This is a genomic window from Desulfofundulus sp. TPOSR, from assembly GCF_011393055.1.
In the GTDB taxonomy this organism is placed as follows: domain Bacteria; phylum Bacillota; class Desulfotomaculia; order Desulfotomaculales; family Desulfovirgulaceae; genus Desulfofundulus; species Desulfofundulus kuznetsovii.
This window is the reverse complement of the sequence record NZ_JAAOEF010000002.1, coordinates 239419-252532: the sequence shown is the minus strand read 5'-3', so window position 1 is coordinate 252532 and position 13114 is coordinate 239419. Positions and strand designations below refer to the sequence as shown.

Annotated in this window: 14 protein-coding genes; 1 reads left to right on the top strand and 13 read right to left on the bottom strand. The window is 52.6% G+C overall.

Annotated elements, in window-relative coordinates:
• Nucleotides 1-37: 37 nt before the first annotated feature.
• The 3 genes from G7K71_RS09735 to G7K71_RS09725 form a co-directional block, all read right to left on the bottom strand.
• The gene (locus tag G7K71_RS09735) at nt 38-661 is read right to left on the bottom strand and encodes a B12-binding domain-containing protein (protein ID WP_166345772.1); all 624 of its coding nucleotides are present in this window, start codon (nt 659-661) and stop codon (nt 38-40) included.
• 92 nt (nt 662-753) lie between these two features.
• Nucleotides 754-2118: a uroporphyrinogen decarboxylase family protein gene (locus G7K71_RS09730; RefSeq protein ID WP_166345769.1), complete on the bottom strand. Its 1365-nt coding sequence runs from the start codon at nt 2116-2118 to the stop codon at nt 754-756.
• Nucleotides 2119-2214: 96 nt separating this feature from the next.
• Nucleotides 2215-3414, bottom strand: a complete 1200-nt coding sequence (locus G7K71_RS09725; RefSeq protein ID WP_166345766.1) for an MFS transporter — start codon at nt 3412-3414, stop codon at nt 2215-2217.
• 244 nt (nt 3415-3658) lie between these two features.
• On the opposite strand from G7K71_RS09725, the gene G7K71_RS09720 reads away from it, so the two are divergent.
• Nucleotides 3659-3940, top strand: a complete 282-nt coding sequence (locus G7K71_RS09720) for an AbrB/MazE/SpoVT family DNA-binding domain-containing protein (protein ID WP_166345763.1) — start codon at nt 3659-3661, stop codon at nt 3938-3940.
• Between the two features lie 190 nt (nt 3941-4130).
• Here the strand turns inward: G7K71_RS09720 and G7K71_RS09715 are convergent, their stop codons facing one another.
• From G7K71_RS09715 to G7K71_RS09670, 10 genes are all read right to left on the bottom strand, one after another.
• Nucleotides 4131-4988, bottom strand: a complete 858-nt coding sequence (locus G7K71_RS09715) for a carbon-nitrogen hydrolase family protein (protein ID WP_166345760.1) — start codon at nt 4986-4988, stop codon at nt 4131-4133.
• 63 nt (nt 4989-5051) lie between these two features.
• The gene (locus G7K71_RS09710; protein WP_243174804.1) at nt 5052-5753 is read right to left on the bottom strand and encodes a 4Fe-4S dicluster domain-containing protein; all 702 of its coding nucleotides are present in this window, start codon (nt 5751-5753) and stop codon (nt 5052-5054) included.
• A gap of 504 nt (nt 5754-6257) precedes the next feature.
• Nucleotides 6258-7691, bottom strand: a complete 1434-nt coding sequence (locus G7K71_RS09705; RefSeq protein WP_166345757.1) for a zinc ribbon domain-containing protein — start codon at nt 7689-7691, stop codon at nt 6258-6260.
• Entirely contained in the window at nt 7648-8280 is a 633-nt protein-coding gene (locus tag G7K71_RS09700; protein ID WP_243174801.1) for an IS607 family transposase, read from the bottom strand. The genes G7K71_RS09705 and G7K71_RS09700 overlap by 44 nt, the downstream gene beginning before the upstream one ends.
• A 75-nt stretch (nt 8281-8355) precedes the next feature.
• The gene (locus tag G7K71_RS09695; protein WP_313884946.1) at nt 8356-8811 is read right to left on the bottom strand and encodes a hypothetical protein; all 456 of its coding nucleotides are present in this window, start codon (nt 8809-8811) and stop codon (nt 8356-8358) included.
• An 85-nt stretch (nt 8812-8896) separates the two neighbouring features.
• Nucleotides 8897-9337: a MarR family winged helix-turn-helix transcriptional regulator gene (locus tag G7K71_RS09690; RefSeq protein WP_013823753.1), complete on the bottom strand. Its 441-nt coding sequence runs from the start codon at nt 9335-9337 to the stop codon at nt 8897-8899.
• Nucleotides 9338-9649: 312 nt separating this feature from the next.
• Nucleotides 9650-10480, bottom strand: coding sequence for an ABC transporter permease (locus G7K71_RS09685; RefSeq protein ID WP_166345754.1), 831 nt, complete (start codon nt 10478-10480; stop codon nt 9650-9652).
• Between the two features lies 1 nt (nt 10481).
• A complete protein-coding gene (locus G7K71_RS09680) occupies nt 10482-11396 on the bottom strand; it encodes an ABC transporter ATP-binding protein (protein WP_313884945.1) in 915 nt (304 codons plus the stop codon).
• On the bottom strand, nt 11393-12499 hold the full coding sequence (locus G7K71_RS09675) for a zf-HC2 domain-containing protein (protein ID WP_166346199.1): 1107 nt from the start codon (nt 12497-12499) through the stop codon (nt 11393-11395). Before G7K71_RS09675 ends, G7K71_RS09680 begins: the two co-directional genes overlap by 4 nt.
• Before the next feature lie 4 nt (nt 12500-12503).
• A complete protein-coding gene (locus G7K71_RS09670; protein ID WP_166345748.1) occupies nt 12504-13100 on the bottom strand; it encodes an RNA polymerase sigma factor SigX in 597 nt (198 codons plus the stop codon).
• Nucleotides 13101-13114 lie beyond the last annotated feature (14 nt).

The window sequence follows — 13114 nt, the reverse complement described above, 5'->3', positions numbered from 1 at the left end:
CCTGGCCGGAGTGGTATCCGGCCAGGGGTTGTTATGATTAAGAATAAACCTTTTTGCAAATGTTAACACCCGCTACAGCGTCCTCCGCATAATAGTCGGCCCCTGTAAACTGCCGGACCTGCTCGTTGCACGGGGCTCCCCCGATGATGATGGTCACCTTATCCCTTAAACCGGCTTCAGTAACAGCCTCTACCACGGTTTTCATCTCAGGGTAGGTGAAATTAAGCAAGGCGCTTAAACCAAGCACCCTGGCTCCGGTTTCCCTGAGCGCTTCCACAAATTTTTCGGCCGGCACGTCCACGCCAAGGTCGATGACCTCGAAGCCGGAGCCGCGCAGCAGGTTGACTACGATGTTCTTGCCGATGTCGTGGATATCGCCTTTGACCGTGCCTATGACAACCTTCCCCGCCGAACCGTCCGACTCGGATTTCGGCATAACGGGTTCCAACATATTAATGACATTTTTAAATATCTCCGCCGAGAATATCAGCTGGCTTAAAAAGTATTGTCCCGAAGAAAACAGCTCGCCGACACCGACCATCCCGGCATTACATTCCGCAATTATCTGCAGGGGGGATGTACCGCTTTTAATTTTTTCTTCAACCAGTTGATATACCTTTTTTTCATCCAGGTCTTTCAGTGCTTCTGCCAGTACTGTCATTTTTTATTTTCCTCCTTAGTTTAATTTTATCTCCATGCAAAACCACAAAAACAAATGTTGAGATTTTACCTATCTTTACCAGGTATTCCTCTTTACAACACCCATTGCCATATCCAGGTGTATCCCATGATCTCCAGCAATTCCCACGGCCTGCGAATTAAGTCTTCTTCGCCTAATACACCTCCCAGTTCGGCAAGTTTTACTTCCCACGGGGTTACCATTTTGAGCTGGACTGGGGCTTTTGATCCATCCGGTTGCGGAACCCTGGGTTTCGGGTCAATACTCTTGTCATACGTCCCGTATTCAATAATGGCATCGATCATTGCCCTGTAATTTTCCGGCTTTGTATCATAGGGGATGTTACACCCTCCGTTGATAATAAATCCTCCATCTCTGCCGACTGTTTCACAGAGAAGTTTAACCCTTTCACGTATTTCCTGCGGCGTGCCGAGGATGAACATCGAATCCGGTATTCCTCCGGCAATGCACTGGTGATTTCCTATTATCTCTTTCGCCTTAAAGATATCTCCCTGGTTGTCGATATCACACAAAACCTTCCCTTTCGGCAGTTCCAGCATGTGATGCAGGTGGTGTCCCCAGTCTCCTTCCAGGTACGCCCGGATGGTATATCCCGCTTCTATCAGGCGCTCCATTGTTTTCTTAAACGAAGGCCAGTAAAACGTTTCAAACTGCTTGGGCGACAAGAAGCACGCCTTGTGAGTGGGCACGAAAATGGGATACCGCTTCAACGGGTCCGCTGTTGCCAGGGCCAGGTTCACCATTTCGTCGACAAGAACGTCGCAGGCCTCCATCACCTTGTCCGGCTGGCGGTAAATATCAAGAAGTACTCCCCGCAGGCCCCTCATAGCATCGGCCAGAGCATCGAAAGGGGCCAGGAAAAAGCCGGTCATGGGCTGGGGCATGCCCAGTTTTTGCTCCAGATAAAGAGATCTGTTTCTCATGATCTGGGACATCATCACCTGGGCCATGCCGCCTTTTAAAAGAGCCATGCGGGCCCGGATGGAGCCTGGCTCGGCCAGCTCGCCGAGCAAGCGGGGAAGAAGACGGTCCATCATGAACTCCAGCGGGTTGTTTATAAGCACGTCGTACTCGTCGGCTTTCATGTATTCGTCTTCGACAAATTGAAACTGGGTCCTGGGAGGCAGGTCACGCCCGGGGAGTTTATACGTTTTACAGCCCACTGCATCGTAAAGGGGCCCCCAAATCCTGTTGTCACGGAGGACGTCTACTTCCGGGAAGTCCCGAATAAAAGCCTCTTCCGCCCGGAGCCATTTTTCGCTGTCATAGATGGTCTCCTGTTTTGTATTTCCCGAATATACCTCAGCAAAATAGTTGCTGCCCGTTGCTATCGGCATCCGGTCAGTCTTTTCAAGGGCAATGGTGGCCTGATAGCGACCAAGCCTTTGTTCGTAGAGCTGTTTAATCTCTTCCGACATTGTAAAACCTCCCATTAATTAATTTTGTTTTGTATTAAACTGTAATACCGGTTTATCCCCCGGCAGGGTTATGTGCGGGTCTTTTCTGTTTTACTGTTATACCCGTTTATTTTCCGGCCTCACAGGGAGCAATAGCAATATACCAAGCAGGGGGCCGGCAGCCATAAGCCACCATACTGATTCAAAACTCCCTGTAAAGTCAATTGACCAGCCGAGCACCACAGGACCAATCATAGGAGCAAGCTGGAAAATGAAGTTGGCTGTTCCGTTGGCTGTGGCAGCCCATTCCTTGCCGGCAAACTCTGAAATTAACACTGTAAGATGCGGGTTGGCCAGGTAAGAACAAAATCCGAAAATAAAACCCAGGGTGCTCAGCATCGTAATTGAAGTCTGGTAGCCAAAAGCTATTGTCAGGGGAATTATCAGGGCATAGGAGAGTATAAGGATGTTCTTTCGCTGACCTATTCTGTCAGAGATGTATCCGGACACCAAAGGAGCTAGGACACCACCTATTCCGTAAAAGATCATTACTAAACCGGCTGCCTGTACAGTATATCCCAACTTCTTTATGTAGGCGTTTGCCCAGGTAGCGGTGCCCAACTCCACCCACATCAGGCAGAAACCTGCCAGTGCAGTAAAAATCAGGTCTTTGCTCCCAAAAACAACCCTAAATCCACCGAACATGCTTTCACTGCTTTTAATCTCATTGGAGGTTCGAACTAAAATGAATATTAAAATACCTACAGCAGCGGTTGCCAGTCCTATTGCCTGGAATGCTCCCTGCCAGCCAACAGATTTATTAAGTGCAGGCACAATATAGTTCGATAAAACTATACCACCCGAGGGAGCAGCCAGCATAATTCCAAAGGCCGTACCGCGTTCCCTGGCTGGGAACCATTCCATCAATGCACGCGCACAGGCGGCATATACGGCTCCTGCACCAAGGCCGGTAATAAATCTAAGCCAGAATCCCATGTCAAACGTGATCATATACCCCATAGCGAAAGTGCTTATACCTTCAATGATCAGGCTCAACGCAAGGATCGTGCGCACCCCGAAACGGTCTGCCAGCACTCCCGCCGGGATCTGGGTTATGATATATCCAAAATAAAATGCGCTCATAAACGCCCCAGCCTGGGTCATCTTCATACCCAATACAGGCACTACCACTGGAATAAGCGGTGGCCAGGAAAACCTGGTAATAAATGTGAACAGGAAACAGCTAAACATAAGAATAAGGATTACCCACCGGTAACGATTTACTTCCTTACTTTCAACAGCGGTCGCTGTTGCCATAATCAATTACCCCACTTTCTTTTTGTTATTTTTAACTTCTCTACCAGTAAATACTCTTAAAATTTAATCACGTCACCTTGTACACCCCCTTGAATACCATAGATGTATATACATCTATGCAATTATACAATTCTCGATATTTCGAAATTTTCCTCCTGGGTCTTTAATTTTTATCAAAAAAATTTGCCCCTCAAAAATTTTTTGAGGAGCAATAAGAAAGTTAGAATGGGGTGAGCTAAAAACCATGAACCTTATACGAATTCGCCCCAAAGGACAGATAACGCTTCCCCTTCCGGTCCGTAAGGCCGTGCAGGCCGACGCCGGCGACTACCTCGTGTGCGAGGTCCGGGGGGACAGCGTGATCCTGCGCAAGGCGCCCGTCTACCCCCGCGCCAGCTTTGACGACGGCATCTGGCGGCTGGTGGGTTCCGCGGAGGATAAGGAAAAGATAAGACCCGGAGACTCTAAAGTCCGGGCATTTTTTAAACCCGTCCGCCGCTTTTTTGCCCCTCCCGGGTTGTCTTGATCGATTTTCACGGCCTTAGCACCATCCTTTCAAGCCTGATTTTGGACATGAAAGCCTTTACAGTCAATACAAGGAACATTGTCATGCACTGTTGCTTTTTGTTCGGGAACTGTGAGTACAGGGGCATCCTGGTACCCATCTGCCTGCCCACGGGACAGAAGCGGTGCAGGAGGGGTTATGTCCGTGGATGCTATTCACTGTAATACTTCCGACAAATACTCCCCCTGTTTGACCGCACGTCCTCCAGGTAGGGCCATCTCTGGCGGACCTTGCTCACCCGGGACAGATCCAGGTCGAAGTAATATACCCCCGGTTCCCGGCCACAGGATAACAGGGTATACCCGTCGGGATAGGCCACAAAACTTTCCCCCTGCACTTCCCGGCCGTCGGGGTAGCTGGTCGCGGTATTGTTGGCTGCAACCACAAAAACAGTGTTCTCACAGGCCCGGGTGATGCCAACGCTTTGCCAGAGGGGCATCCGGACAGCCGGGATATTGGCCGGGTTCAAGATTAACAATGCCCCCCTTAAGGCCAGGCTGCGCACTATTTCCGGGTACATGATATCCACACACACCGCCACACCGAGAGGTGTGCCCCGGTGCTGGATCACGGGCAATAAACTGCCGGGCTTTACATAGTTTCTTTCGCCAATGGCCTGGGAGGGGAACTGTTTTTCAAAGAAAACGGGGGCGGACAGTTCGCCGCCCAGGATCATGCCCCGGGAATAAATGCCTCCTTCCGCCCGGACATACTGGGCCCCGGAAATAAGGATGGGGTTGGGAGACGGGCCGCCGGTGACAGGGGTACCCCCCGGGATATACCCTCCGGACTTGCCCCGGGAGAGGATGGCTCCGTAGAATAACTTAACAATGATCTCCTGGTAATCATCCCAGTCAATCACTGTTACTCCCAGCCAGTCCTCCGGCAGCAAAACCACATCTACGTCCGCGGTAATTTCATCCAGAAATTTGTGCATTTGAGCGATGTTCTGATCAAGATTTGTTCTATCCCTGGGAAATTGAACAACGGCCAGCTTTAAACAGGACATTATTTCTCCTCCTCAGCGTAATTCGTGGCCGGCGCGGGATTTTACGGTGTTGGCTTAATCCTCTTAAAACCGTCCTTTTTCCCTGGCGATGCGGACGAACTCCCGCTTGTCGGCTGGCGGTACGTGCAATTTTGACCTGCGGGACATGCCCAGTGCACCGGTGGGGCAGGCGGACGCGCATACGCCGCAGCCTATACACAGGCCTTCGTCCACCACCGCAATTCCCGCTCCGTTTTTTTCTGCAAGCGATATAGCGTTAATGTGGCAGCTTTCGGTGCAGGTACCGCAGCCAGCGCAATTGTCTTCCTCCACCCTGGGCAGGAAATTGCTGGGGTGAACGGCCCTGATTCCCGACTCGTTGATGGCGCGCAACACTCCGCAGCAACACCCGCAACAGTGACAAATGTAGGCGGGTTTGTTCAGCACGTTGTCGCCCAGGTGAACCAGTCCCAGTTTTTCCGTCCGGTCCAGTACCCGCAGCAGGTCGTCGACACTGGCCGGTTTCGCCATGCCCCTGTGCACCAGCCAGCGGCCCGCGTTGCCCAGCGACACGCAAACGTCCTCCACCGGTGCGTCGCAGGCCGTGCCCAGGTGGGCGGCCTTGTGGCGACACGAGCACATGCCCAGCGCGCCGCCCCCGGACTGGCGGATAATCTCCGAGGCCCTTTCGTAACTCAATACTTCGGTCTCCACCACAGCCTGAATCAGACTTTCGTACACCAGGGCTTGAAACATCTTGGTATCGCCGCCGAATATCTGTTTCATTTTTGCTATCAACTTCTATCAAGTAGCGATAAAAGTGACAGCAAAAGCAGTTCACGCTCTCCGAGAGGCCGGGTATCCCCACCTGCCCGGCTGACGGGGCAGGTGAACCACGGGCTTCTGGAGTCCCGCCCGAAACAGTCACCGCTCAGGCCGGTACGTCATCCGGCAGACCCGAAAGGCCCACCGTCTTTATCCAGCCTGACGGCTTCCAAACGGCGGGGTGGTTTTATCGCCCCGGCACTCAACACCCATCGCAACACTCAGCTTCCGTGTTGAGTGCTGGGCTCCCACCTGAAGAACAGGAACGGTTTGGCCGACCGGAATGCCGTTTCCCGTACATCCCAGTGCAGGCTACCCGGCAGTGCTCCGCTTTCCATGAAAAACGTCATCGTCAAAGCCGTCCTCGCGTGCAGCCAAAAGCCAGCCGGCCGCACGTTCCAGCGGTCTTTCTCCCACCGGGCCAGCCCCTGCCCTTTCCCGGGAACATCCCGGGAGAATAAAGAATTAATTGGCTTGCTGTTTCTGATAATAACGCTGAAGCAAAAGCTCCTTCACATTTTTATAGGGCATGTAACGGGTTATCTTTTCGTCGTACAGTCTCAACTTAAGGTTCAGCGCGGCTACGTTGTCCGCATCGGCTTCAAAATTACATTTCCGGCACTTAAAAACGTCCCCGCAGCGGTTCTTCGCGTCCACCCACCCGCACACGGGGCACGTCTGGCTGGAGTACGCCGCATTCACCGGACCGGGGTCGGTGACGGAGTAAATGTAATTTTTGTATCCCAGCCGCTCTTTGATGATGCTGCGCTGCCAGCCGCTCACCCTGCGGGAGAGACCCCTGCTCCCGGCCTCCCCGCGCAGGTGGGCGAGGTCTTCGTAGGCAATTATCTTCGGCCGGCGTTCTTTGTAGAATTCGTTAAACGCCCGGTTGATTTCGTTTTCGCACCTGGTCCGGTATTTTTTGTTCCTCCTGGTTTGCTTGATAAGGCCCAGGTTGTGTTTTAAGATGCGCCGGGCCTTGTTCGGGTCCTTTTCGAGGAACTTCCGGCGCAGTGCCCGGAGCTTGCCGCGCTTCCGGCTCTTGTCCAGAATGTGGTCGGACATTTCCTGCAGGGCCTCGCCGTATTCGGGCCGGTATTTTCTGCCCGTGTCGTCGGTGAACACTTCCGTTACGCCCAGGTCGATGCCCGCTTCTTCCTCACCGGGCGGGTAAGTCCGCGGTTCCCTGGTCAGGTGGATTTCTACCGCCCGCTCGTCAGGCAACAGTATCACCCGCAGGTTGCCTTCTACGGCATGTACCCCGGCCAGCGGGATGACCACCCTCTCGCCGGGGGTTAAAGTAGCCACGGCAATGTACTGCCGCTTTCCGGTGGCAAACACCCGGTACATCTGCTGATCAACGGCGAAACTGCGGGCTTTTTTAACGCGGGGCTTTCTGCCCAGGACGCGCCGAAAAACGCGCTTTAAGTACTTTCTCACCCTGGCGCGGCCTTCCGCGTCCAGCTTTATCTCTTTGCTGACGATATCTTCACCGGTGAAGACCGCCTGGATGCGTTTCCAGTCGCGGCTGTGCTTCTCGTGCCTGTACAGCAACCAGAAGGCGTAGTGCTTTTCTTCGTCGGTCAGTTCTTCGTGGCGGTAAAGGCGCTCTTTGACTTCGACAACGGCGGCCTCCCACTGCCTCTCCAGGGTGTAAAGAGCATCTTCCAGGGCCAGCTTCCACTGCCGGGCCTGCAGGCCAAAGGGACTGACAAAACCGGCGGAAACCAGTTCGTCCCGCAGCTTGCGCTTTTCGCCCAGATAGTGCAGGTATTTTACATGCCCGTACTCCACCAGGAAGGCGTCCTTCTGCCGGGCATATGCTTCTGCCGTCTCAGTTATCCTGGCCCACTTCTCATTGTTCAACGGCAGGCTCTTCTGTCTTACCGTCTGCTGCATCTTTCAGCGCCTCCCGGACGGTTCTGGTGAGCTTTCGCGCCTTATATGTCCTCTGGCCGTACAACCTGGCCGCGAAGTGCTGGACGATGCTGATCAGGTCTTCCGTCAGCTCCCGGGCCGGGGACATGTCTTCGGCTTTGTTGACCACCAGTATTTCGCAGCCGAATTTGGCAAACAGGTCTTCAAAAAATTCAAAGCCGAACCGCACCAGACGGTCCTTGTGGGCAACAATAACAGTCTTGATTTCTCCCCGGGTGACCATGCCGCACAGCTTCAGGAAATTCTTGCGCTTATAATTGAGGGCGGAGCCGACGTCGGCAAGTATTTCGTCCACGGTCAGCCCCCTGCCGGCGGCAAAGTCCTTCAGGTACTCAAGCTGGTTTTCCAGGTCCGGTTTCTGGCCGGCTGATGACACCCGGGCGTATAAAACGATTTTCTTTGGCTCCTGGCGGTTCTTTATGCCCAGTGCCCGGTAGAGCATCTCTTCAGTATACCTTCGCTTGTTGGTTGGTGTACGTAAAGCAACCAGTTTACCTTCTTTATCCCAAGCGCGGAGCGTTGATACGCTGACGCCAAGTTTTTTCGGCAAACTCGCTTATTGTGTAAAGTTTCATAAAACACCACCTGATATTAATTTATATCAGATGGTGTTGGTTGGCAATGCCTATTTAGGATAATTATTAAAAGAGAAGAAGCTGTTTTCTACCTCCTCCCGCACCCCGTCGCTTTGAAAATACTTTTCAAACAACTCCGCCAGTTCCTTCATGTTCACGCCGTCCCTGACCCGTATGAAGGTGTACTCAAAAAAACCCACTATCATCGGTGCCAGCATGTAATAGGTGCCGTCCCGGCGGGGCAAATCCAGCACCAGCCCCTTGTCGGCCATTTTTTCCAGCGTTTCTTTCAACTCGCTCTTCTTCATTCCGGTAGCTTCGGCAATTTTTTCTATGGGCATGGGCAGCAGCGGAAACCTGGCGCCCACCTCCGCCTCGTTCACTGTATAAAGACGATGCAATATTTCCATCAAATACTCGTTCACCGGCGCACCAACCGGATTTCTGTTCAGGCGCTCAGCCAGAGCCCGGTAAACTTCCTCCTTCGCGTTAACCAGGTGACCCACAATCCGTTCCCCCTTTAACAATTTTTGTATTCCCCCGCATAATTGCCATAAAAATTATATGTGCACAAATAATCTTGCTGAAAAATTAATCAAGTATATCGCCAAGACGGCCAAGTACTTTTAAAAACACGTTAAAATCCTCTTCAGAAAAGTGTTCCCTTATTTCCCGGTCCAGTTTTTCGGCCAGCTCGATCATGGCCGTTCCATTTTTCCTGGCTTTATCCGTTAAAAATACCAGCAGCGAACGGCGGTCTTCGGGGTCGTCCCTCCTTTCCACATACCCCCCCCTCTCCATCCGGTCCAGAATTCCGGTGAGTGTTGAACCGTCTATGTTCACACTTTTAGCCAGGTCTTTGAATTTCATGCCGTCGTTTTGCCACAGGGCGTTCAGCACGTAAAACTGCACTGGCGTAATTCCGTAAGGTGCAAGGTTGTTTTCGTAATAGCGCTGCACCTTGCGCATTACTTTGCTGAGTTTATAGCAAATATACCTGGTGGGCCCTGCGTGGTTTATTTCATGGCTCATAGTCCCTTAAACCCCTTTGATTGTATAAAAATTGTTTGTGTACCAATATTATATTTTCAAATTATGCCAGTGTCAACATAACAATTTGCCGTGTTTATTTGGGTCCTGCATTCCAAGACCCGGCTAATTGGAACCACCTGCGCGGCAGTTGCGACGAGAGGCCTAAAAAACAAACAACAAGTACCAGTTGAAGAAAGATTAAGCTCAGGATGAATGTTATTATATGGGTTATATGGCATATTATGGCTTGCCTGAAAAATAAAAAATTCCCCGGGGAGAACTCAGGATTTCCGGGGAAATGCCAAGAGAGTTTCAGACGTCCCTCCTGTTAAATACCGCCACTGCCCCCGCCAGGACGGCAGCCAGATAGATAACGGTGTAGACGACCATAACCCCGCTTGGGGAACTGGCGCTGCCCAAAGGAGTCATGGAAAGAACGTTCACCACGTTGTCCGGTGAGGTGAGGATCACCGCGATCATCTTTTTATACATGGCGTCGGAAGGTATGATCAAGCTGCTAACAACCCCGATATTCTGCAGGGTGCTGTTTTTTAAGCCTACTCCAATCTGCTCCACCATGCCGCCCACCGCGGCCAGGATATAAAGGGTAAACATGGCCACGCCGTTGGCCAGGGTGGATAGAAATGTGGAGCCCAGAAGACTTAAAGCCAGCAAAACCATAGGGCCCAGGATATACAGGCCCATCGCCTCAAGGATATTTCCCGGGTTGAAACCGGTCATGTGCTTGACCAGCAGGACAATGCCGAGGAAAAAGAAAGCCGCGTAGATGCAAACAATACTTCCGTAACCCAGGAACTTTCCCAGCACTATTTCCGAACGCCTGACGGGCCTGGTGGCAATGGCGTGCAGGATACCGCTGTCGATCTCACCGGAAATGGCCCCCACACCGGAGAAAACGGCTAACAGGGCCACTATAAAACTGGAAAAGTAAAGTCCCAGGGATAACAGCTGGGGGTAGATGAAGAGCTTATAGAGGGAATTGCTGTAGCTGTTAAACTGCTCCACCGCATAGTGGGTGGCCAGGCCGTAAAGGAGAAAAAATGCCACGGTAAGCAGGATAACGACCAGGAAAATTTTTTTGCGCAGCACTTCTTTGGCGGTGAGCCGGATAATGGTGATCATCCTATTCCTCTCTTTCCTGCACCAGATTGATGAAGAGGCTTTCCAGGGATTGCCGCCTGGGAACGAGCTGGTATAGCCGGCCTCCATTGGAAACGATAGCCCCGGCCAGCCCGGGAATTTCCTCTTCATTCCTCAGGGTTGCCGTTAAGCATTCACCGTCAAAACTAAAATCAAATCCCTGCTCCCGTAATTTGCGGTGGATATCCTCGTTAAACCCGTCCACCCTGGCTTCCACTTCAATTCTGCCTGAATTAAGCTCGGCCATGGTGCCGCTGGCTATGATGCGCCCCTTCTTAATGATGGCCACCCGGTCGCAGATCATTTCCACTTCGCTCAAGAGGTGGCTGTTTAAAAAGACGGTCTTGCCCTGTCTTTTGAGGGCCAGGATTAATTCCCTTACCTCCTTGCGCCCAAGGGGATCCAGTGCCGAGGTGGGCTCGTCCAGAAACAACAGGTCCGGGTCGGCAACAAGGGCAACGGCCAGTCCCAGGCGCTGTTGCATTCCCTTGCTGTAGGTTCCCACCCGGTGGCCTTCCCTTCCCGCCAGGCCCACCATGGCCAGCACTTCCTCAATCCTGGCTTTCTTTTTCCTTTCCGGGAGTTTACAGAGGGAACCGTGGTAGGAAAGCACCTCGTAGCCGGTAAGCCAGCTCTGGTAGCGAAAATTCTCCGGGAGGAACCCGATCTTTTCCCGGGCCTTGAGGTCCCCTAAAGGCCTCCCCAGCAGGCGGGCCGTCCCGGAAGTGGGAAAAATCAACCCCACCAGGGTTTTAACCAGGGTGCTCTTGCCCGCCCCGTTGGGTCCTAAAAAACCGAAAATTTGCCCCTCGGGAACCGAGAGGCAAATATCCCGGCAGCCCAACCTGCCGCCGTAAAGTTTGGTTAAATTAAAGGTCTCTATGATCAAGGCACTCACCTCAGGGATGCGGCTACTTTTTGCAGTTCCTTGAAGCTAAGGTTTCCATCCACGATTGTGAGGATGCCGTCCTTCTGCCAGAGAATGAAGCCCGACTGTTCCCTGCTATAGTTTCTCGATACATAGATCCCCGGGGTGCCGTTAATGGAAACCTTTTTAACCCGCTGGTCGCTATCGGGGATAACCAGGGTTCCCTGCCAGTCCTCAATGGCGGCCAGCTGCCGGCGAACAGGCTCCGGGATGGCCGGCAGGGAGAGCAGAGCCTGGCGCAGGTCGTTGATATCAACCCCTGCGGGGGCTTTAATCTCCGGGCTCCGGGTCCTGATGATATTTAAATAATGGTAGTTTTGCGGGCTTTGCTCATTGGCGCGATAATTAACGCTCAGGCTGTCGGACATAACCAGGGTAAAGGTCTGGCCGTTTAGTTCCCGGGGCAATAAAGCAGTGCCACCTAAAGCTTTAATTAAGGAGTTGGCCTTTTGTACATCAAGGGTAAAGCTAACCCTTCCCCCCGGCTGAAGTTCAATACTTCTTGCGGCAGACTGGAAGGGAAGGTACCGGGGAAAGACAACCGGGAAATCCACTTCCTGCTCTGCCTGGGCCACGGTTATGCTCTTACCCGGCCCAAAGCCCTCGCTGGATACTTTACCGAAGTTCTCTATGTCCAGCCGCCCCACCTTTTGATAGAAAGCTTCCTGCATTTGCTGTAGTTGTTGGGGATCGATGGTTATGGTTTCCACCCTTTCCACGCGGAAGAGGGTCAGAAATTCCTGGGCCAGACCCTTTACCGGCCCAAAGCTAAGAGAACCAACCAGGCCAATCATTACCGCAGCCGCCACAACCACCTTCCTATATTTCTTCAGCACGGCAATCACTCCTTTCCGTTTGTCGCTGGCCGGCAATCCGGCTCTCTCCCGTCCGTCAACCAGTTCCCGGGCATAAAGGGCCAGCCGGTCAGTAACAAAGGCGGCGTTTTCTTTTACTTCGTGGAATCTCCTCCGGCACGGGAGGCAGTTTTTCAAGTGCCCTTCCATGGCCTTTTTTTCTTCCGGGGACACTTCCCCGTCAAGATAAGCCTGCCATGCCCCTTCATCATAGCACATACGTTCACCTTCCTTCCCTCCGTAAATATTTCTCTTTAAACCTGGCCCGGGCGCGGGCTAAAATGGTCCCCACCGATGATTTTTCAACCCCTATAATCCCGGCAATGTCCTCATAACTGTAACCGGTAAATCTGAGGATCAGGCAGGTCCTATCCCTGGGCGGCAGCTGTTCCAGCACTTCCCTGACCAGAGCCGCCTCCTGGCGACGGAAAACTTTTTCTTCCGGACATTCCCGGAAGGTCTCCTGGCCCGGTTCAACCCGTGCTTCCCGCAAACGGCGCCTCTTTTCGCTCCGGAGAAAGTTATAGGCCAGGTTGGCCGCCACTCTAGAAAGCCAACCGCCGGGGTTATCCAGGTGGGAGGGAGGGCAGGAATAGAACTTTAGAAAGACCTCCTGGGCTACATCCTCGGCAAGGGCTCTATCCCCAAGCAAGCAATTCACCTGCCGCAAGATCTGGTGGTAGTGGGTATCATAAATCTGGCGGAACTGGTGCTCCCAGGGCACTTCTTCATTGGTTACAGTTTCCAGGTTAGCGATCGGGGCTCCCCCCTTTCTTGCGCCTTCACCTATATAACACCGCGGGTTCCTTTTCTGTGACATAATGTTTTAGCCAG